Here is a 21,200-nt window from a genome sequence, read left to right as displayed (position 1 = left end):
ACGAATTTATCGCGCTATCGATACAACGAAATCAGCTTTGCCGTGGCGCATAGCGGAACGCGCGAATCGGAGCGCTCGTCATCGTCATTGTCCGAGTCCTCGCCGCTCGAGGAAAGTTCGCAACCGCTCGAGCCCCGCATCGATGCGCGCGACGTCGCAGGCGTAACACCACCGAACATAGCCTTCTCCCTCGGGGCCGAACGCGCTGCCGGGCGCGAGTCCAAGACCGGCTTCGCGGACGAGCGCTTTGCAGAGCGCGAGGCTTTCGCCGGCACCCGGCATCGAGAAAAAGAGGTACATGGCGCCCGCCGGGGACGTGACGTCGACACCGGGCAACGCCTGCAAAGACTGCACGAGATGGTCGCGGGCCACGCGCAAATCGCCGACCAACTGCCGTGGCGTGCTCCCGCCGTCTCCCAGCGCGGCAATTCCGGCCTGCTGCACGAACGACGGCGCACACGATGTGTTGTATTCGATCAGCTTGGCGAGGTCGTCCATCAACGCAGCCGGCGCAACGAGCCAGCCGAGGCGCCAACCCGTCATCAGGTAAGCCTTCGAGAACGAGTTCACGCAAATGACGCGCTCGTCTCTCGACGCGATGTCGAGAAAAGACGGCGCGCAAGCGTCGTGACGGACATCGTCGTAATAGAGGCGCTCGTAGACCTCGTCGGCGAGAATCCAGATGCCGTGGCGCCGGCAATGGTCGAGCACGGTCTGCTGCTCGTCGCGAGTCAGTACCCAGCCGGACGGATTGTTCGGCGAGTTGACGATGAGAAGCTTCGTCGACGGGGTGAGCGCCGCGAGCAGCTGGTCGAGGTCCAGCCGCCAGCCGTGAGGCCCGTATTCGAGCGAGACCGTCTCGACATCGGCGCCGAGGATCTTCGGAATTTCGACGATGTTGGGCCAAAGCGGCGTGACGGCGACAACGCGATCGCCTGCCTCGACGATCAATTGCGATGCGAGCATGAGCGCGTTGACGCCGGCGCTGGTAACGGCCACATGATCGACGGACGTCTGCCCGTGCAGCGCCGATACATGGCGCGCGATAGCTTCACGCAGCGGTGCGATGCCGAGGTTGTGCGTGTAGAACGTCGCTCCGGAGTTGAGCGCCTCCGATGCCGCATCACGGATGAAACGAGGCGTCACGCGATCGGATTCGCCGAACCAGAACGGCAGGACGTCGCCGTTGCCGAAGCCCGCGTTTGCGACTTCGCGGATCTGCGACGAACGCAATGCGCGCACGGCGTTGCGTGCGCTCGGTGCGTCGTTCGATTGGACTACTGAGGTATTCGACATGTCTTTTGGTGGACCGACGCGCAGCCTGCCGGGGCCGAGCCGCGCGCTCGTAATCGAGGATGGATTGGAGCGTTCGAAAGATTAAGAAAACGGGATTAAAGATGTTGCATTGACGCAATACTTCCATTATTCCCTATTTCATGACTACCGGCGTGAGCGGATTCGTCGGACTGAGCCCGGTAACCCTGGCGCAAACATTGCAACATTCCCGCTATCCGTCACGCATGCATGACGTCGCCGGACCATGCCGAAGAATCCGATTCGATCGACGGGGGGCAGTGGAGGACATCCGATGTTGGATGGAGCGCTGGCGCTTGCGGCCGGCGCGGCAGCCTGTGCCGGAGCCGCGCGCCTCGCCGTCGAATGGCGTCGGCTCGAGCACATGCCCGCGCTCACGCCGTCAACACGTGCGTCCGGGATAGCCGGCTGCTCCGTGCAAGCGGGTACGTTTTCGATGTTTCACCGAATGCGCCCCGGGCCGCCCTCCGCCGCGAACTACCCGCCGGTCGTTCTCGTTCACGGTCTCGTGGTATCCAGCCGCTACATGGAGCCGCTCGCATGCGCGCTCAGCCGGAATTTTCGCGTCTATGCGCCCGATCTGCCCGGCTTCGGCGAAAGCGCCTGCCTCCAGCATCTTCACCGGCCGCCGCTGTCAGTCGTCGAGTTGGCTCATGCGCTGCATCTTTGGCTGCAGACGTGCCGGATCGAGCGCGCCATGTTCGTCGGCAATTCGTTCGGCTGCCAGGTGCTCGCCGAGCTTGCCGTGCGCTATCCCGATGTCGTCGATCGGCTCGTGCTGCAAGGACCGACGATCGATCGTTGCGCCCGCTCGCTGCCGCGGCAAATCACGCGCGCACTGATCAACGGCCGGCGCGAGCGGCGGCCCTCGCCTGCCCCCGTCGCTCGGATCGACTATGCGAAGGCCGGCATTGCCTATGCACTTGCCGCGATACGGATGGCGATGCGCGATCGGATCGAGGATCGGCTGTCCGATATCGTGGCGCCGACCCTCGTCGTACGCGGTTCCCGCGATTCGATCGCGACACAGCGTTGGGCCGAGGAAGTCGCCGGGCGATTGCCGAATGGCGAATTGCTCGTCATCGCGGGGGGCACGCACACGCTCAATTTCGTCTATCCAGAAAGTTTCGCGTTCGAGATCCTGCCGTTTCTGCTGCGTTCGCATGAACCGGTCAGGCTGGCCGATGCCGTCTCGCATGCGGGAGCCCAGTCGTGAACAGACCGCCGCGCGGAATCGCGCGCTTCGATTCGGCCGCCGCGATGGCACAAGCATTGGCGGCCTCGCTGACGGGAAATCCGTTCAGCAGCCCCAGCCAGTCGCCGCTCCTCGATGCCGCCATGCCGGCGATCAATTGCTTGCCGCGCACGGCGCGCGAATGGGCCTACGCGATCGGCGGCATGACCGAAAGCATCGCCCCGCGGCAAGCGCGCCGGCTCGATATTGAAAAGATCGCCGAATGGGTCGCCGGCCTCTACCCGGACGGCCCCTTCCCGGCCGCGTTCGTCGGCTCCTCGAACGGCGCGCTCGTTCATCTGGCCGCCGCGCTGGGTGTTCCGTGGCTGCCGCAGACTTTTCTCTGCCCGGTGCGCGCGCCGCTATCGGATCCCGACGATGCGCGTCGCGCCTTCGAAGAGGGTCGGCGCATCGTCGACGCACTGCTCGAAGCCGACAGCCGCATCGCCGTCCATCACATGTTCGATCCGAACCAGGATCGATTGATGTTGCAGACGATGCGCTACTTCCGGCTCAAGCACCGCACCCTGCCGCTCGCCTACCGCGAATTCCTGCTGCGCAACCTGGTGCGCGGGGGCACGCTCTATGTCGCGGCGTGCAAACGCAGGTGGCCCGTCACTCGGTTGAACGAGCGCGCTTGCTTTCAGCTCGGTGCGACAGGCGGCGCAACCGAGCATGAATACTTGCACGGAGGGCCGCGCGTGCGCGATTATCTGGCTCGTTACGGCAGCACACGCAGCCGTTGGGATCCGCCCGAGCCCGACGACATCGCGCCGGAAGCCGAATGGGGCTTCGACGCGGCGCTCGTCGAGGAGCTGCTGGCAATGGGAGCGAGGATGAACTGGCGCATCGTCGAGATTCGCTTTCGCGAACCGGAGGCAGCGAGCTTCGTCGCCGCGAATATCTACCGCGACTGGTACCGCGACGCGGGTATCGAGCCGCGGCGGCTCATCGTCGATTCTTTCCTGCTGATGGATCCGTTCACGACATTGCGACTGCACGCGCTGCCATTCTGGCTGCTCTTTTGCGTCGAGCGATCGGCCGATGCGCTGCGGCGCTTCCTCGCCGGGGAGCCGCCCTTCGAGGAAATCGACCTCATGCTGTTCTCGCACGGCACCGAGAGCATCGGGATCGAGCCGATCGCGCGATGGCGCACGTTGATCGATTCCGCGACGCGCGAGGGGCGGTTTCTCGGCGTCGACGAAGCGCGCTATCCGCGCGACTTTGCGACGTTCACGCGCTTTCACCGCGCGCTTTCGCAGCTCGCGCCGCGCTACGAGCCGCCGCCACGGCTTGCGCCCGCGCGCTTCGAGACCCTGCTGCACCACCACGGTCCGGCCAACGATGTCCATTGCCTAGAACGCGTGCGCACACTGACATGAACGACCCCCACGCTCACTTCGTTCGCTGCCCCCCGCGGGGGCGGTCAGTGCGCTTGGGGCGGCCCGGCGCACACTGACATGAAGATCCCGGTGCGCACGACACTGCTCTCCGTCGCCGGCATCGCCGCGCTCGGCTATGGATCGATCGTCGCGATGCTGCTCTGGCTGCAGGGCCGGCTCATTTATCCGCTCGAACGGATCCGCGACATTCCTCCACACCCGGACGCCGATCGGCTCTCGCCCGCTGTCGTGCGAACGCGAGACGGCCTCGAGATCGGTATTCGATATAAACCGCCCGCCACTCCTGACGCCGCGACCATCGTGCTCTTTCACGGCAACGGCGAAGACCTCTCGCAACGCGTACACATCGCGCACGCTCTCGTCGAGGTCGGCTACGGCGTCGTCCTCGCCGAATACCGCGGCTACGGCGGCAACCCCGGCAAGCCGCACGAAGCGGGGCTCTACGCGGACGGCCGCGCGGCGCTCGAGTTTGCCTATCGGCAAACGTCGCGCGTCGTTCTGCATGGCTATTCGCTCGGCTCCGGCGTCGCGGTTCAAATGGCGACCGAGTACCCTGTCGAAGCGCTGCTTCTCGAAGCGCCCTTCACCTGTATGGCCGATGTCGCCCGCACGCGCTTTCCCTACGTGCCCGTTCGCTGGATGCTGCGCGACCGGTACGACAACCTTGCGAAGATCGGCGCCGTGCGTGCGCCCGTGCTGATATACGGCGGCCTTGCCGACCAACTGATCCCGCCGCGCCAGTTCGCCGCGCTGCACGCCGCCGTGCCCGGGCTGCGCCGGCTGGTGCTGATCGACGACGCCGACCATGTCGACGTCTGGACCAAAGGCGGCGCCGGACACGTGCTTTCCTTCCTGCGCGCGCTTCCCGCCGGAACGCGGAGAGCCAGCCCCGACACGCGGATGAGGTAGTATCCGCACTCCACTCGTTCCGTCGCTCGCGGCTTGCCAGACGTGTCACAAGATTCAGGCTTATCCCATCAGAACTTCGACGACTATTGCGCGCAAAAGGCCGGGCCGCCAGGCTCCAGCGTCTACTACGCGCTCCGTCAGGCGCCCGTCGCGCGGCAGCCGCTGCTGACCGCGCTGTTCGCCCTGCGCCGCGAGCTCGAGCAAACGGTCAAGGAAACGAGCGATCCGGCCATCGGCCGCACGAAGCTCGCCTGGTGGCAGCAGGAACTCGGCGCGCTCGCGACGGGACGGCCCTCGCATCCGGTCTCGCTCGCGCTCGCGGCACACGGGGCCGACATCGGCACCGAAGCCGGAACGCTCGAGGCGCTCGTCGCCGGTTTCGAAATGGACCTCAATCAGGCGCGCTATCTCGACTTCGCCAACTTGCGCGGGTACATCGAGAAGGTCGGCGGCGCGTTCGCGGGCGCGGTCGCCCGCGTCACGGCGCGCGAGCCCGAGCGCGCGGGCGAGTGGGCGCCGCCGCTCGGCAATGCGCTCATGCTGGCGCAGCTGGTTCAGGAGCTCGGAAACGATGCGCGCCACGGCCGCATCTATATCCCGATCGACGAACTGCAGCGCCATCAGGTCACCGCGGCCGATCTCATCAATCGCAAATACAGCGCCGAGTTTTCTGAGCTCATGCGCTTCCAGACGAGCCGGGCTCGCGACGCGCTCCAGGTGGCGCTCGCCGGCATCCCGGCCTCCGAGCGCAAGACCCAGCGCACGCTGCGCGCGCAATCGGCGATGGCGCTCGCGCTGCTCGACGAAATCGAGCGAGACGGCTACCAGATCCTGCATCAGCGGATCGCGCTCACGCCGATTCGCAAGCTATGGATTGCCTGGCGCGCGGCGCGCGCACGGTAACGCAGGGAGAGAGCAAGGGCAAGAAACGGAGCGAACCGGTCATTGACTCGTGGCGACGTTTCCGGGAAACGGAGAACCTTCGGCCGCGCGTCAACGCTTGTAGAGCTCGCGCACGGCGTCCTCGATGTGCTGACGCAGCAGGTGGCGCTCTTCGGGCGTCATGTGACCGTCGCGCTGCGTCGTGTCGAAGTCGAGCAGCGTGGTCGTGCGGACGATGGGATCGGAAGCCGCGGCGGACGGTTGCTGCCGTTGAGTCCTTGGTAGAAAGCGCCTCGGCGGCGGCTGAGATTCGGCGGCGCCGCGACGTGGCTGCCCGTAGACGTCCATCGAGCCGACGGTGCCGACGACTGCGCCGGCAATCGCGATCGCGACGACCTGCGCCCGCATGCGCGGCCATGCTCCCACCGTCATCTTGTTCCCTTCGTCATGCGGCAACCGGCTACCTCGAAATCACGTGTGCTACGCCCGGACCACGCCCAGGCAAAAAGGAATACTGATCGGACGGATGAAGTATCCACCGAAGAGCCGGCATCCGTGAAGCAGTTTATGGTCGCGGTGTTTACTCAGCCCCCTTGCTGGGGGTAAATTTTGTAACTGACTGTAACCCGAAATTCGGACTTTCCCGACCTGCTTTGCAATCGCGCTAAGATGCCGCCCATGGAAACGAAAAACCCCTCCAAAATTCTTGTCGTCGACGACGATCCGCGCTTGCGCGATCTGCTGCGCCGGTATCTCGGCGAGCAAGGTTTCAACGTCTACGTCGCGGAGAACGCGCCCGCGATGAACAAGCTCTGGGTGCGCGAGCGGTTCGACCTGCTCGTGCTCGACCTCATGCTGCCCGGCGAGGACGGTCTCTCGATCTGCCGCCGGCTGCGCGGCAGCAACGACCGCACGCCGATCATCATGTTGACGGCGAAGGGCGAGGACGTCGATCGTATCGTCGGCCTCGAGATGGGCGCCGACGACTATCTGCCGAAGCCGTTCAACCCGCGCGAGCTGGTCGCGCGCATTCACGCGGTGCTCAGGCGGCAATCGCCGTCCGAGCTGCCGGGCGCGCCGTCGGAGACGGCCGAGGTGTTCGAGTTCGGCGACTTCGCGCTGAACCTCGCCACAAGGACGTTGACGAAGGCAGGCCAGGAAATCCCGCTGACAACGGGCGAGTTCTCGGTGCTGAAGGTGTTCGCGCGCCATCCGCGTCAGCCGCTCTCGCGTGAAAAGCTGATGGAGCTCGCGCGCGGACGCGAATACGAAGTCTTCGATCGAAGCCTCGATGTCCAGATTTCACGTCTGCGCAAGCTGATCGAGACCGATCCCAGCAGCCCGCGTTTCATTCAGACGGTCTGGGGCCTCGGCTACGTCTTCATACCCGACGGCTCGGCGTGACGCATCGCGCGCCGCCTTTATCACACTCCCAGTAGCCCATGCGGATCGACCGGCGTTTCTTTACGCATGTCTTCGGCGGGCTATTCTGGCGAACGTTCCTGCTCATTGCGCTGCTGATTGCGGTCAGCCTCGCCGCCTGGTTCCAGAGCTTCCGAGTGATCGAGCGCGAGCCGCGCGCGCAGCGCGTCGCGCTGCAGCTCGTCGCCATCGTCAAGCTGACGCGAACGGCGCTGCTCTACTCGGATCCCGATCTGCGCCGCGCGCTGCTGCAGGACCTCGAAAGCAACGAGGGCGTGCGCGTCTACCCGCGCGAGGCGACGGACAAATACACGCTGCAGCCCGACGAGTCGTTGAACCGGCTGATCGAGCATGACATCCGCGGGCGGCTCGGCGACGACACGGTCATCGCGCAGTCCGTCAACGATATCCCGGGCGTCTGGATCAGCTTCAAGATCGACGACGACGATTACTGGGTCGCGCTCGATCGCGAACAGCTCGACAACGTCACCGGTCTCCAGTGGGCGGGCTGGGGCATCTTCGCGCTCGCCCTTTCGCTGTTCGGCGCCGCCTTCATCACGAGCCTCGTCAATCGGCCGTTCGCGCGCCTGTCGGCCGCGGCGCGCAAGGTCGGCTCCGGTCAGTCGCCGGAGCCGCTGCCCGAGCGCGGGCTCGGTGTTGCCGCCGAGACGAACCGCAGCTTCAATCAGATGGTGCGCGATCTCGAGCAACTCGAGGCCGATCGCGCGGTGATGCTGGCCGGCATCTCGCACGACCTGCGCACGCCGCTTGCCCGGCTCCGGCTCGAAACGGAGATGAGCCCTTCCGATGAGGATACGAAGGACGCGATGATCGACGACATCGAACAGATGGATATGATCATCGGCCGCTTCCTCGATTACGCGCGGCCCGCCCAGAATATGTCCGAATCGGTCGACCTGTCCCAAATCGCCGGCGAGATGGCCGCCCGGCTCGCAAGCGAGGACGGCGTGCGGCTCGCGACGAAGTTGGCCGCGTCGGCCGTCATCGAGGCCGATACGACCGACGTTCGCCGCGTGGTCGGCAATTTGCTCGAGAACGCAAGGAAGTACGGCCACAGCGAGGCGGACGGGATCCCTCACATCGTCTTGGAGACGCGTGTCGTGCATTCGCGCGTCGAGCTTTCGGTCCTCGACGAAGGCCCAGGGATTCCCGAGGACCAACTCGCGCTCGTGACGCGTCCCTTTTACCGCGTCGACTCGGCGCGCAGCCAGGCGAACGGCACGGGCCTCGGCATGGCGATCGTCCAGCGACTCGTCAGCCGTCACCGCGGAACGCTGCGGTTGCGCAACCGCGTCCCCGGGCCGGGGCTCGAAGTCACGATCGAGTTCCCGTCGGCGAGGAGCCTCTAAAACCGGGGCCAGCGTCTGGGGCGACCGCCTCGAACGCGTTGTGCCCGGTCCTCATGCGATGGCCGTTGCGCATGGTGCAACGCCCGGAGCTATCCCGTTCAATATATATTTTCTATTGAAAAAGTAATTCAATAGTGTTATTGTAGCGGATGTGTAACGGAATCGTTACAGGCACCGGGTAGTTTTGGAAGACACCGTTTTTTTCAACTCATAGAGGAGTCACTGCATGAAAACCGTGGGCGATAAACTCGAAGCGTTCACCGTCACCGCCGCGAAGCCGGGCTTCAACCATCATGAAGAGAACGGCCAGTCGGGGGTCGAAGAGATCACCGAACAGTCGTTCCCGGGCAAGTGGAAGATCATCTATTTCTATCCGAAGGACTTCACGTTCGTGTGCCCGACCGAGATCGTCGAGTTCGCGAAGCTCGCGAAGGATTTCGCGGAACGCGACGCCGTGCTGCTCGGCGGCAGCGGCGACAACGAATTCGTCAAGTTCGCATGGCGCCGTGAGCACAAGGACCTCGACAAGCTGAACCACTACTCGTTCGGCGACGTCAAGGGCGAACTGATCGACCAGCTAGGCGTGCGCGACAAGGAAGCCGGCGTGGCGCTGCGCGCGACTTTCATCGTCGATCCCGACAATACGATCCAGCACGTCTCGGTCAACAATCTGAACGTCGGCCGCAGCCCGCAGGAAATTCTGCGTATTCTCGACGGCCTGCAGACGGACGAGCTCTGCCCCTGCAACCGCGCAGTCGGCGGCGCAACGCTGTAACTCAGCCATCGTCGGAGTACGAGCCCGCTATGCTCTTTCAAGCCGGCGGGCTTTTTTGTCGAATCCCCGATAGGAGCTATCAATGGAATTCTTGTCTGCGATTAAAGACCGCATCCCCGATTACGCGAAGGACATCCGACTCAATCTCGACGGCACGATCGCGCGCTCGTCGCTCGAGGGCAACGACGCGGTCGGCGTAGCACTGGCGGCCGCCTTCGCGGCGAAGAGCAAGACGATCGCCGACGCGATTCGCTCGTCTGGCGTGCTGTCGCCCGAAGAGATCAACGGCGTCCACACGGCTGCCGCGCTGATGGGCATGAACAACGTTTGGTATCCGTTCGTAGAGATGGCGGACGACGCCGATCTCAAGACACAACGGCCCGAGCTGCGGATGACGGCGTACGCGACTCACGGCGGCGTCGACAAACGGCGCTTCGAGATGTACGCGCTCGCGGCTTCGATCGTCGGCAAGTGTCACCATTGCGTCGCTTCGCATTTCGCGATCCTGAAGAACGAGCAAGGGATGTCCGCCCAGCAGTTGCGCGACGTCGGCCGCATCGCCTCCGTCGTCAACGCGGCGGCGCAGGTGCTCGCCACCGAGGGGCAGTAAGTCAGCTCGCTTGATCAGGCGCGCGCAGCAGCACCGCGGCCTGCGCCTCGATCCCCTCGCCTCGTCCGAGATAGCCGAGCTTCTCGTTCGTCTTCGCCTTCACGTTGACGCGCGTGACCGGCAGACCGAGATCCTCGGCGATGTTGGCGCGCATCGCGTCGATGTGCGGCGCGAGCTTCGGGGCCTGTGCGATGACGGTGCTGTCGACGTTCTCTATCGCGAAGCCGGCCTTGGCGAGGCGCGCCGCGCATTCGCGCAGCAGCACGCGGCTATCGGCGCCCGCGAAGCGCGCGTCGGTGTCGGGGAAATGGCGGCCGATATCGCCGAGCGCGGCCGCGCCGAAGAGCGCATCGGTGATGGCGTGCAGCAATACGTCGGCGTCGGAGTGCCCGAGCAGTCCCCGGTCGTAGGGCACCGTCACGCCGCCGATGATGAGCGGCCGTCCCGACACGAGCGCATGCACGTCATAGCCCTGCCCGATTCTGTAGTTCATTCGATGTTCCGTTTCGATGGATGGGAGAGCGGAGATGGACACCGCGAATCGGCGCCGCTCCTCGGGATTCAGGCGGCTCCGCCGTGCCGCAGGATCGCGTCCGCGAGATCGAAGTCCTCGGGGTAAGTCACCTTGAAGTTGCGCAAGCTCCCTTGAACGAGGCGCGGCGCGTGCCCGAGCCATTCGATTGCGCTGGCCTCGTCGGTCAGGTCGTGCCCGTCGCGCTGCGCGCGCTCGATCGCTTCGCGCAGCATGCCGATGCGGAACATCTGCGGCGTTTGCGCCTGCCAGAGCCCGTTCCGCGATTCGGTTCGAGCGATGCGCTCGCCGGACTCCACGTCCACGCGCTTCAACGTATCGGCGACCGGCAGGGCGATGATGCCGCCGACCGGGTCGTCCTTGACCGCCGCGATCAGCGAGCGAATCAGCGCGGGCGTGACGCCCGGTCGGGCGGCGTCGTGCACGAGCACCCAGTCGTCGCCCGACGCGCCGAACTCCGCGAGCGCGGCGAGCCCGTTCATGACCGACGCCTGCCGCGAGGCACCGCCGCAGCGCCGGACGGCGAAGCGCAATCCGCCGAAGCGGCGAGCATCGAAGTGGGTATCGTCCGGCGCGAGCACGACGAGCGTCTGCGCGAACTCGTTGCACGCATCGAACGCGGCAAGCGTGAAATGCAGCAACGGCCGGCCCGCAACGGTGCGGTACTGCTTGGGCGTGGGCGCGCCCGAACGGCTGCCGGTGCCGGCGCAAGGGATCAGGGCGAAGAAGCGGGAGGTCACGAAACCAACTTGCGGATCAAAAGTGGAGGACGGATTTTATAATAGGTGGTCGTTTCACTTCCTCATGCCTCAAACCGCCGGATCGTCCACCTTGCCTCTCCTGCCGTTTCCGCTCGTCAAGCCCGGCCAGCGCTATGCCTTCGACGGCACGCATGGCTCCTCCGATGCGCTCGTCATCGCCCGCTATCTGCAGATGGCCGGGAAATCGGCGCCGCTCATCGCCGTCGTCTGCGCAAGCGCCGTCGACGCCCAGCGGCTCTCGCAGGAGATTGCCTGGTTCGCGCCGAGCGCCCGCGTGCGGCTGCTGCCCGACTGGGAAACACTGCCGTACGACACTTTTTCGCCTCATCAGGATCTCGTTTCGGAGCGGCTCGCGACGCTGCACGACCTCGGCGAAGCCCGCTGCGACGTGTTGCTCGTACCCGCCACGACGGCGCTCTACCGGATGCCGCCCGCCTCGTTTCTCGCGGCCTATACGTTTTCGTTCACGCAAGGCGAGCGGCTCGACGAGGCGAAGCTGAAGGCGCAACTGACGCTGGCAGGCTACGAACACGTGAGCCAGGTCGTGCGGCCGGGCGAGTACTGCGTGCGCGGCTCGCTGATCGATCTTTTCCCGATGGGCTCGCCGCTGCCGTACCGGATCGATCTTTTCGACGATCAGGTCGATTCGATCCGCGCGTTCGATCCCGACAGCCAACGCAGCCTCTATCCGGTTCGCGACGTGCGCCTCTTGCCGGGACGCGAGTTTCCGTTCGACGAGGCGGCGCGCACGGCCTTTCGCAGCCGCTGGCGCGAAGTATTCGAAGGGGACCCGAGCCGTTCCCCGATCTACAAGGACATCGGCAACGGCGTACCGTCGGCCGGCATCGAGTACTACCTGCCGCTCTTCTTCGACGAAACGGCAACGCTCTTCCACTATCTGCCCGAGGGCGCGCAACTCGCGTTCGTCGGCGATCTCGACAGCGCGATCCGGCGATTCACGGCCGACACCAAGCAGCGCTACGCGTTTCTCTCGCACGATCGCGAGCGCCCGATCCTCGAGCCGCAGCGACTGTTTCTCAGTGACGACGACTTCTATACGCTCGCCAAGCCGTTCGCGCGGCTCGTGCTGCCAGCCGACGGCGGCGGCGCCTGGTCGACGCCGCTGCCGCCGCTCTCGATCGATCGCCGCGCCGAGGATCCGGTCACCGCGCTGCGCGACTATCTGTCGGCGAGCGGACGGCGCGTGCTGATCGCGGCCGAGTCGGCGGGCCGGCGTGAAACGATCGCGGAGCTGCTCTCCGAGAACGGCTTGCGCCCTCACCCCGCCGATACCTTCGAGAGCTGGCTCGAGAGCGACGCGCCGTTCGCGCTCGGCGTCGCGCCGCTCGCGAACGGCTTCGCGCTGCCGGGCGAAGGTTGGGCGATCGTCACCGAAACCGAGCTTTACGGCGGGCTGGCGCGCCGTGCCGGCCGGCGGCGCCAGGAGCAGGCGAGCAGCGTCGATTCGATGGTGCGCGATCTGTCCGAGCTGAAGGTCGGCGACCCGGTCGTCCATGCGCAGCATGGTATCGGCCGCTATATGGGCCTCGTGACGATGGATGTCGGCGAAGGCGAAACCGAGTTCCTGCATCTCGAGTACGCGGGCGACAGCAAGCTCTATGTGCCGGTTGCGCAGTTGCACGTGATCTCGCGCTACAGCGGCGCCGATCCCGAAAGCGCGCCGCTGCACTCGCTCGGATCGGGCCAATGGGAAAAGGCCAAGCGGCGCGCGGCGCAGCAGATCCGCGATACGGCGGCCGAGTTGCTGAATCTCTATGCGCGACGCGCGGCGCGCGAGGGTCACGCCTTCAAGTTCGATCCGCGCGACTACGTGAAATTCGCGGAGAGCTTCGGCTTCGAGGAAACGCCCGACCAAGCGGCCGCGATTGCCGCCGTCATCGGCGACATGACGGCCGGCAAGCCGATGGATCGGCTCGTTTGCGGCGATGTCGGGTTCGGTAAAACCGAAGTCGCGCTGCGAGCCGCGTTCATCGCCGTGGCGGCCGGCAAGCAAGTGGCCCTGCTCGCACCGACGACGCTGCTCGCCGAGCAGCATACGCAGACGTTCACGGACCGCTTCGCCGAATGGCCGGTGCGCATCGCCGAGCTGTCGCGCTTCAAGTCGACGAAAGAGGTGAGCACCGCCATCACGCAGATCAACGAGGGATCCATCGATATCGTCATCGGCACGCACAAGCTGCTCTCGTCCGATGTCCGGTTCAAGCGGCTCGGGCTTGTCATCATCGACGAGGAGCATCGCTTCGGCGTGCGTCAGAAGGAAGCGCTGAAGGCGCTCAGGGCCGAAGTCGACGTGCTGACGCTGACCGCCACCCCGATTCCGCGCACGCTCGGCATGGCGCTCGAAGGCTTGCGCGATTTCTCGGTCATCGCGACGGCGCCGCAAAAACGGCTGGCGATCAAGACGTTCGTGCGGCGTGAAGAAGACAGCGTGATACGCGAAGCGATGCTGCGCGAGCTCAAGCGCGGCGGACAGGTCTACTTCCTCCACAACGAGGTGGAAACGATCGAGAACCGGCGCGCGATGCTCGAAGCGCTCGTGCCCGAGGCACGGATTGCCGTCGCACACGGGCAAATGCACGAGCGTGAGCTCGAGCGCGTCATGCGCGACTTCGTCGCGCAGCGCGCGAACGTCCTGCTGTGCACGACGATCATCGAGACCGGCATCGACGTGCCGAGCTCGAACACGATCATCATTCATCGCTCCGACAAGTTCGGGCTCGCGCAGCTGCATCAACTGCGCGGACGCGTCGGGCGTTCTCATCACCAAGCCTACGCGTACCTGCTCGTGCATGATCCACAGGGGCTCACGAAGCAGGCGCAGCGCCGGCTCGAAGCGATCCAGCAGATGGAAGAGCTCGGCTCCGGCTTTTATCTCGCGATGCACGACTTGGAAATTCGCGGCACGGGCGAAGTGCTCGGCGACAAGCAATCGGGCGAGATACACGAGATCGGTTTCCAGCTCTATTCGGAAATGCTGAACGACGCCGTGAAAGCGCTCAAGAACGGCGAGGAGCCCGATCTCACGGCGCCGCTCGCGGCCACGACCGAAATCAACCTGCACACGCCGGCCATTCTGCCCGCCGACTATTGCGGCGACGTTCAGGAGCGGCTCTCGATATACAAGCGCCTCGCCAACTGCGAAGAGAACGATGCGATCGACAACATCCAGGAAGAGCTGATCGACCGCTTCGGCAAGCTGCCGCGACAGGCGCACGCGCTCGTCGAGACGCATCGATTGCGACTCGCCGCCAAACCGCTCGGCATTTCCAAGATCGACGCCGGCGATACAGCGATCAGCCTCCAGTTCGTGCCGAATCCGCCCGTCGATGCAATGCGCATCATCGAGATGGTCCAAAAGAACAAACACATCAAGCTTGCGGGACAAGATCGCTTGCGCATCGAGACGCGCAGTCCCGATCTCGCGGTCCGCGTCTCGACGGTCAAGGAGACGCTGCGCGCACTCGCCACGCCATCCCGGCAAACGGCCGCCGCGGCGCGATGAACCGACCCGCTGGCGCACGGCGGGCATCGTTCGTTTTACGGCATCGGCGGAGGGGGAATGAGGCTTCCCCCTCGCGTTATAGCATTCGAGTGATAACGACGCGCGCAGCGCGCTGGGATGCGGCATCGCAACATCGGATGTCGGCTAGCGACGATGCGCAGTGTTTGGGGGCATAGGGGTTTTTTCGGTATGATCGGATGACCATGAATCGGAGTCTTGTCATGTCGCACGAAGTCGAGTCGGCGCATCGGTCACCCTCCTCGTCCCCGCCCCCGGCTTCTCCCGCTCCTTCATCTCCCGTCAGCCTGCAGTGGGTCCAACGGCTCGTGTCGATGGATACGACGAGCCGCCTCCCGAACATCGGGCTGATCGAGACTGTGCGCGATGCGCTGGCCGAGCGCGGCATCGCGGCGACGCTCACTAGCGACGAACACGGCCACGGCGCGCAGTGGGCCAATCTCTTCGCGACGATTCCCGCGCACGACGGCGCGACGAACGGCGGCGTGGTTCTGTCGGGCCATACCGACGTCGTGCCCGTCGACGGTCAGCAATGGGATAGCGACCCGTTCAAGCCCGAGGTTCGCGACGGCCGGCTATACGGGCGCGGAACGTGCGACATGAAGGGATTCATCGGCGCGGTCATGGCGCTCGTGCCCGAGATGCAAGCCGCCAGGCTGGCGAAACCGATTCATCTCGCATTTTCGTTCGACGAGGAAGTGGGCTGCGCGGGAGCGCCGCTCATGATCGCGGATCTGCAAAAGCGCGGCGTGAGGCCGGAGGGGTGTATCGTCGGCGAGCCCACGAGCATGCGTCCGATCGTCGCGCACAAGGGGATTCACGCCTACCGCTGCTGCGTGCGGGGCCAAGCGGCGCATTCGTCGCTGACGCCGCAGGGTCTCAATGCGATCGAGTATGCGGCGCGCCTCATTTGCCATGTTCGCGATGTGGCGGACCAGATGCGCCGCGAGGGACCGTTCGACCAATGCTTCGATGTGCCGTTCACGACGGCGCAAACGAGCACGATCGAAGGGGGCAATGCGATCAACACCGTGCCGGCCGAATGCCGCTTCGCATTCGAGTTCCGCAACCTGCCCACGCTCGATCCCGCCACGATCTTCGCTCGAATCGAGCGCTACGCGCATGAGACGTTGCTGCCGCAGATGCGGCGCGAGCACCCGAACGCGGCCATCGAATTCACGGCTATCGCCTCGGCGCCCGGGCTCGATGCGATGGAGCAGAACGCCATCACCGAGCTCGTGCGCGCGCTGACCGGCGACCGCGCAACGCGCAAGGTGGCCTACGGCACCGAGGCGGGGCTCTTCGCGCAGGCCGGCGTGCCGAGTGTCGTCTGCGGCCCCGGCGACATTCAGCAGGCCCATCGCGCGAACGAGTATGTGGAGCTCTCGCAACTGACGGCCTGCGAACAGTTCTTGCGCAAGTTCATCCATAGCATGTCGGTCGACGCGCGCGTCTGACGCGTTTTTCTCGCCATTCAACGATCGCTTCCCACATGTCCACCGCCACGCCGCAACACACAGACCATACGATCGATACCGAGCCGATTCCGACACTCGACGCCATCGCAACGCAGCATTTCGCGCTTGCGCCATGGGTGCTGCGCACGCCCGTGTTCGAACGGCACGATTTCCCGTCGCTCGAAGGCACGAGCATCAATTTCAAGTTCGAGCTGCTGCAGGCGAGCGGCAGCTTCAAGGTGCGTGGGGCGTTCACGAATCTGCTCGCGCTCGATGCCTCTCAGCGCAGCGTCGGCGTGACCTGCGTTTCGGGCGGCAATCACGCCGCGGCGGTTGCCTATGCGGCGATGCGGCTGGGCACGAGCGCGAAGGTCGTCATGTTCCGCACGGCGAGTCCCGCGCGCGTCGCGCTATGCAAGCAGTACCGTGCCGAGATCGTCATCGCGGACACGCCGGCCGAGGCATTCGATCTCGTGCGCCGGATCGAGGCTGAGGAAGGACGATTCTTCGTGCATCCGTTCAACGGTTATCGGACCGTGCTCGGAACGGCGACGCTCGGCTACGAATGGGCAACGCAGACGCCCGATCTGGACGCGGTGATCGTACCGATCGGCGGCGGCGGGCTCGCGGCCGGCGTATCGACGGCGCTGCGCCTGGCGAATCCGCGCGCGCACGTCTACGGTGTGGAGCCCGAAGGGGCGGACGCGATGTCGCGAAGCTTTGCCGCGAATCACACGATCAAGATGGGCCCGATGCATACGATCGCCGACTCGCTGATGGCCCCTTACACCGAGCAATACAGCTACGAACTCTGCCGGCGGCATATCGACCGGCTCGTGACGGTCACCGACGACCAGTTGCGCGCGGCGATGCTCAAGCTGTTCCAGCAACTGAAGCTCGCGGTGGAACCCGCCTGCGCGGCGGCGACAGCGGCGTTGCTCGGGCCGTTGCGCGAGACATTGCAAGGCAAGCGCGTCGGCATCCTGCTCTGCGGTACGAATACCGATCCCGCAACGCTCGCGACGCAGCTCGAGCTTGCCGCGGCGCGCGGCTGATCGACGCCCCCGCGAACGCGCAGCCGAGGCCGCAAAGCGGCCTGCCCTCCCCGCGTTACGGCCGATTGTCCTCGAACATATTGAGGATCTGCTTCTTCTCCTGAGTCGTCACCTGCGGCGGCGGAACGGTCGGTGTCGTCAAGCCTGCCGGCCCGATGGTGCCGAGCGCGTCGCTCGCGCCGCTCTCGCCCGCGAGCGCGGTGCCCGAATCGACGCCGATGCTGGCCACGAAGCCTGTGCCGGGCGTCATGTCGGCGTAGTAGAGCTCACCGTTGACGGTGGTCACGCCATCGGGCATTGGCATCTGCTCCTGCGGCACGCCACGCAGCGCACGCGACATGTAGTCCACCCAGATCGGCAGCGCGAGCTGCGCACCGAACTCGCGGCTGCCGAGACTCTTCGGCTGATCGTAGCCCATCCATGCCACAGCGACGAGCGTCGGCTGATAGCCGGCGAACCAACCGTCCTTCGCATCGTTGGTCGTGCCGGTTTTGCCCGACAGATCCGAACGGTGCAGCACGTTGGTACCCGCGCCCGTCCCCGCTGTCGCGACCGAATGCAGCAGGCTGTTCATGATGTACGCGTTCGCCTCGCTGATGACGCGCGGCGCGTCGCGCCCTGCGACGATCGGCTGCGCCTTCGAAATGGGCTGGCCGCGTGCGTCGTCGACTTCGGCGATCAGGTACGGGTTGACGCGATAGCCGCCGTTCGCGAAGACGGCGTAGCCAGAAGCCGACTGCAGGGGAGTCACGAGCCCCGCGCCGAGCGCCATCGGCAGATAGGGCGGCGTCTTGTCGGCATCGAAGCCGAAGCGCTGCGTCACATAGTCCTGCGCATACTTGGTCCCGATATAAGAGAGGATCCGGATCGAGACGAGGTTCTTCGATTTTTCGAGCGCGACGCGCATCGACATCGGACCGTCAGGCTGATCGTCGTCCTTCGGTTCCCAGGCATCGCCGCCCGGCGTCGTCGGCGGGAAGTAGAGCGGCGCGTCGTTGATGATCGTCGCCGGCGCCAGCCCCTTTTCGAGGGACGCCGAATAAATGAACGGCTTGAAGCTCGAGCCCGGCTGGCGCCAAGCCTGCGTCACGTGATTGAACTTGTTCTTGTTGAAGTCGAAGCCGCCCACGAGCGCGCGGATCGCGCCGTCTTGCGGCGAGAGGGAAACGAGCGCACCCTCGACTTGCGGCAGTTGCGTGATCTGCATATTGCCCTTCGCATCGGGCATCACGCGCACGATCGAACCGGGCCGAATCCGTTGCGTTTGCGTCGCGCGCGGGCCCAGCGCAGCCGCCACGAAACGCAGGCCGTCGCCGGTCACGTTCGCCGTCGTGCCGTCGACGAACTGGACCGTCACCTGCTTCGGACTCGCCGCCGTCACGACGCCCGCGACAATCTCGCCGTCATCGGGATGGTCCGCGAGCGCATCGTCGATCGCCTCGTCTCGCTCGTCCTTGTCGGCCGGCAGCTCCACGAATCCTTCGGGCCCGCGATAGCCGTGCCGCCGCTCGTAGTCCATGACGCCCTTGCGCACAGCGTGATAGGCGGCGTCCTGATCGGCCGAGTCGATCGTCGTGACGACCGAAAGCCCCTTCGTATAGGTCTCGTCCTTGTACTGCGCATACATCATCTGCCGGACCATCTCGGCGACATATTCGGCATGCACGCTGTACTCGTTGCCCGAGACCTTCGTGTGAATGTCTTCCTTCACGGCCTGGTCGTACTGGTCCTGCGTGATGTAGCGCAGATCGAGCATCCGCTTGAGGATGTATTCCTGGCGGATCTTCGCGCGCTTCGGATTGACGATCGGGTTGTAGGCCGATGGCGCCTTCGGCAGCCCCGCGAGCATTGCCGCCTGGGCAAGCGTAATGTCCTTCAGGTCCTTGCCGAAGTAGACGCGCGCCGCCGCCGCGAAGCCGTACGCGCGCTCACCCAGATAGATCTGGTTCATGTAGAGCTCGAGGATCTGATCCTTCGTCAACGCGCGCTCGATCTTATAGGCGAGCATCATCTCGTAGATCTTGCGCGTGTACGTCTTCTCGCTCGAGAGGAAGAAGTTGCGGGCCACCTGCATCGTGATCGTGCTCGCGCCCTGCGAGGCGCCGCCGTGCATCAGATCGGCCGTGCCGGCGCGTAGGATGCCGATGAAATCGACGCCACCGTGCTCATAGAAGCGATAGTCCTCGATCGCGAGGACCGCTTTTTTCATCACGTCGGGGATGTCGGCGAAGCGCACGAGCTTACGCCGCTCCTCGCCGAACTCGCCGATCAGCACATGGTCGGCCGTATAGACGCGCAGCGGCACCTTCGGGCGATAGTCGGTCAACGCGTCGAGCGACGGCAGTTGCGGCGCCATCACGATCAGCGCATAGCCGACGATGAGCGCCCCGACGACGGCGAGCGTCGCGAAGAGTCCGGCGATTGTCAGCGCGATGCGCGCGCCGAGCGAGCGGCGACGCTCCGAACGAGCGGAACTGCCTCCCGGAGTATTGCGGCCATCGGCCTCGGAATCGGAAGATGGGGGTCTTTTGATGATCGGCATGACGGCATGATCGGCGCGGCTCGCCGCACCGGTTTGAGCACGCCCGACGGGCGGCGCTCGGGGAATCGAGTCGTGATTCTAAGTGTAAAACGTGCGAAGGCGCCGCGCCCGTCTCAGGGCCCATTGGGCGAGGCAACTGCGCATTGTAAAGAAAACGCCCGCTCGGCAACGGAATTTTTTGTAAAAATTCCCGACGTTCGTCGATGTTCGCTCCCGCACGGCATCTCGGCCGGTTATCAACAGAAAATGTGCAAAGGCCTGTGGAAAAGCGGCAGGAAAGCGAGGCAAGTCGTTGATGCAGCGGGAAATGTGCGAGACCGCACATTTGTGTGCGCATCGCCCGACGAGAGAGTGATCCGCAAGCGGACCTTCTTTGTCGGCCGGCCGCCGCCGGTTCGGGGCCACGCGCACTGAGGGGCCCGTTATGGGAGGCAAGCAACGTAAGCTCGTAGCCACCCTTTTTTTGTCCGGGGGGAGCGTCCTATGATAAGAGGGTGCCCTGCTACAAAAACGGCACGCTCGTCCACTGGCCTACTCTTTCATTCATGCCCGCGAGCCGACCCATGAAAAACAGCAGCGAACGACTCGTCGTCTTCGTCACGCCAGCCCAGAAGCACGCCATCACCGCCCGAGCGCGCGAGCTCGGCGTCAGCGTCAGCGAACTGTTGCGGCGCGCCCTGCTCGCCTACGACGGCACGGCCGAGCAGGTGCGGGCCGCGCGCATCGTGGGCAATTGGCGCACCGGGCAATCGGTCGATGCGCTCAACGAAACGCTGCGACAACTTGCGCAAGTGACAGCGGCGGCGCGGTCCGCCGCACCCGCCGCACCCGCCGCACCCGCCGCCCCGGCGCCGGCGGCCGAGCTGGTGTCGCCGCCTGCCGTCGAAGCCGAGGAACGGGAACAGCCGGTCTCGGTCGCAGCCGCCGTCGCGCAGGCGCTGGAGCTGCGCGGTGAAGACGCCGATGCGCCCTCCGAGGATCGCAGTCTGGACGCCCAAACCGTGGCGCGCATGGCGGCGCGCTGGATGGCCGGCAGCCGGGACGCCGACCATGCGGCCGAAATCGATGCCGCTGCCCTACCCATGGCGAGACAGGCCTGGTCGGGCACCTGAATACTCGCCGCGTACAGATACAGCGTTCTTCAGACCTCCTCCGTCCGCTTCTCGCCCGCCGGGCCGAGCAACGCGACAGGACGGCCATCTTCGCCCGACCTAACCCGCCACTATTTTTAAGGCCGTTTTAACACGGCACTGTTGTAATATCCGCCGGCGGGAAAGAAGGGTCGCGCGGCGCTCGCGTTTTTTCGCGAGAACGCTATTGCAAATGCAGAATGCGGCCCGACATCCGCCAGAAGCGGGGATACCCCCGCCCGGCGAGGCGGCGTACAGTATCG

General features: G+C 65.2%; 17 protein-coding genes. 12 read left to right on the top strand and 5 right to left on the bottom strand.

Annotation, left to right across the window (positions count from 1 at the left end):
* Nucleotides 1-84: 84 nt before the first annotated feature.
* Nucleotides 85-1,296 carry a pyridoxal phosphate-dependent aminotransferase gene (locus AB4Y31_RS07060; protein ID WP_368673268.1) on the bottom strand — a complete coding sequence of 404 codons (1,212 nt, stop codon included), beginning with the start codon at nucleotides 1,294-1,296 and terminating at the stop codon, nucleotides 85-87.
* Nucleotides 1,297-1,588: 292 nt separating this feature from the next.
* Here AB4Y31_RS07060 and AB4Y31_RS07055 point away from each other — a divergent pair, with 292 nt between their 5' ends.
* From AB4Y31_RS07055 to hpnD, 4 genes are all read left to right on the top strand, one after another.
* Entirely contained in the window at nucleotides 1,589-2,530 is a 942-nt protein-coding gene (locus AB4Y31_RS07055; RefSeq protein WP_368673267.1) for an alpha/beta fold hydrolase, read from the top strand.
* The gene (locus tag AB4Y31_RS07050; protein WP_368673266.1) at nucleotides 2,527-3,930 is read left to right on the top strand and encodes a hypothetical protein; all 1,404 of its coding nucleotides are present in this window, start codon (nucleotides 2,527-2,529) and stop codon (nucleotides 3,928-3,930) included. The genes AB4Y31_RS07055 and AB4Y31_RS07050 overlap by 4 nt, the downstream gene beginning before the upstream one ends.
* 78 nt (nucleotides 3,931-4,008) lie before the next feature.
* Entirely contained in the window at nucleotides 4,009-4,860 is an 852-nt protein-coding gene (locus tag AB4Y31_RS07045; protein ID WP_368673265.1) for an alpha/beta hydrolase, read from the top strand.
* Nucleotides 4,861-4,902: 42 nt separating this feature from the next.
* The gene (hpnD, locus tag AB4Y31_RS07040; RefSeq protein ID WP_368673264.1) at nucleotides 4,903-5,763 is read left to right on the top strand and encodes a presqualene diphosphate synthase HpnD; all 861 of its coding nucleotides are present in this window, start codon (nucleotides 4,903-4,905) and stop codon (nucleotides 5,761-5,763) included.
* Nucleotides 5,764-5,853: 90 nt separating this feature from the next.
* On the opposite strand, the gene AB4Y31_RS07035 is transcribed toward hpnD, so the two are convergent.
* Complete coding sequence (locus AB4Y31_RS07035) at nucleotides 5,854-6,174, bottom strand: hypothetical protein (protein WP_368673263.1); 321 nt, start codon at nucleotides 6,172-6,174, stop codon at nucleotides 5,854-5,856.
* Nucleotides 6,175-6,420: 246 nt separating this feature from the next.
* Here AB4Y31_RS07035 and ompR point away from each other — a divergent pair, with 246 nt between their 5' ends.
* From ompR to AB4Y31_RS07015, 4 genes are all read left to right on the top strand, one after another.
* Complete coding sequence (gene ompR / locus AB4Y31_RS07030) at nucleotides 6,421-7,146, top strand: two-component system response regulator OmpR (protein WP_018443490.1); 726 nt, start codon at nucleotides 6,421-6,423, stop codon at nucleotides 7,144-7,146.
* A gap of 38 nt (nucleotides 7,147-7,184) precedes the next feature.
* On the top strand, nucleotides 7,185-8,534 hold the full coding sequence (locus AB4Y31_RS07025; protein ID WP_368673262.1) for an ATP-binding protein: 1,350 nt from the start codon (nucleotides 7,185-7,187) through the stop codon (nucleotides 8,532-8,534).
* Nucleotides 8,535-8,760: 226 nt separating this feature from the next.
* Nucleotides 8,761-9,309: a peroxiredoxin gene (locus tag AB4Y31_RS07020; RefSeq protein ID WP_018443492.1), complete on the top strand. Its 549-nt coding sequence runs from the start codon at nucleotides 8,761-8,763 to the stop codon at nucleotides 9,307-9,309.
* An 82-nt stretch (nucleotides 9,310-9,391) separates the two neighbouring features.
* Entirely contained in the window at nucleotides 9,392-9,919 is a 528-nt protein-coding gene (locus tag AB4Y31_RS07015) for a carboxymuconolactone decarboxylase family protein (RefSeq protein WP_018443493.1), read from the top strand.
* A 1-nt stretch (nucleotide 9,920) separates the two neighbouring features.
* On the opposite strand, the gene ispF is transcribed toward AB4Y31_RS07015, so the two are convergent.
* Nucleotides 9,921-10,412, bottom strand: coding sequence for a 2-C-methyl-D-erythritol 2,4-cyclodiphosphate synthase (gene ispF, locus AB4Y31_RS07010; RefSeq protein ID WP_368673261.1), 492 nt, complete (start codon nucleotides 10,410-10,412; stop codon nucleotides 9,921-9,923).
* Between the two features lie 68 nt (nucleotides 10,413-10,480).
* Entirely contained in the window at nucleotides 10,481-11,191 is a 711-nt protein-coding gene (ispD, locus tag AB4Y31_RS07005) for a 2-C-methyl-D-erythritol 4-phosphate cytidylyltransferase (RefSeq protein WP_368673260.1), read from the bottom strand.
* A 64-nt stretch (nucleotides 11,192-11,255) separates the two neighbouring features.
* Here ispD and mfd point away from each other — a divergent pair, with 64 nt between their 5' ends.
* The 3 genes from mfd (at nucleotide 11,256) to AB4Y31_RS06990 (ending at nucleotide 17,265) form a co-directional block, all read left to right on the top strand.
* Nucleotides 11,256-14,735, top strand: a complete 3,480-nt coding sequence (mfd, locus tag AB4Y31_RS07000) for a transcription-repair coupling factor (RefSeq protein WP_368673259.1) — start codon at nucleotides 11,256-11,258, stop codon at nucleotides 14,733-14,735.
* A 221-nt stretch (nucleotides 14,736-14,956) separates the two neighbouring features.
* Nucleotides 14,957-16,210, top strand: a complete 1,254-nt coding sequence (argE, locus tag AB4Y31_RS06995) for an acetylornithine deacetylase (RefSeq protein ID WP_368673258.1) — start codon at nucleotides 14,957-14,959, stop codon at nucleotides 16,208-16,210.
* A 35-nt stretch (nucleotides 16,211-16,245) separates the two neighbouring features.
* Complete coding sequence (locus AB4Y31_RS06990) at nucleotides 16,246-17,265, top strand: threonine/serine dehydratase (RefSeq protein WP_107152239.1); 1,020 nt, start codon at nucleotides 16,246-16,248, stop codon at nucleotides 17,263-17,265.
* A gap of 55 nt (nucleotides 17,266-17,320) precedes the next feature.
* Here AB4Y31_RS06990 and AB4Y31_RS06985 read toward each other — a convergent pair whose 3' ends face one another.
* On the bottom strand, nucleotides 17,321-19,807 hold the full coding sequence (locus AB4Y31_RS06985; RefSeq protein WP_368673257.1) for a penicillin-binding protein 1A: 2,487 nt from the start codon (nucleotides 19,805-19,807) through the stop codon (nucleotides 17,321-17,323).
* Nucleotides 19,808-20,370: 563 nt separating this feature from the next.
* On the opposite strand from AB4Y31_RS06985, the gene AB4Y31_RS06980 reads away from it, so the two are divergent.
* Complete coding sequence (locus tag AB4Y31_RS06980) at nucleotides 20,371-20,919, top strand: ribbon-helix-helix protein, CopG family (protein ID WP_368673256.1); 549 nt, start codon at nucleotides 20,371-20,373, stop codon at nucleotides 20,917-20,919.
* Nucleotides 20,920-21,200: the final 281 nt, after the last annotated feature.

The organism is Trinickia sp. EG282A (genome assembly GCF_040965455.1).
Taxonomy (GTDB): Bacteria; Pseudomonadota; Gammaproteobacteria; order Burkholderiales; family Burkholderiaceae; genus Trinickia; species Trinickia symbiotica.
This window is presented reverse-complemented; position numbering and strand designations above follow the sequence as displayed.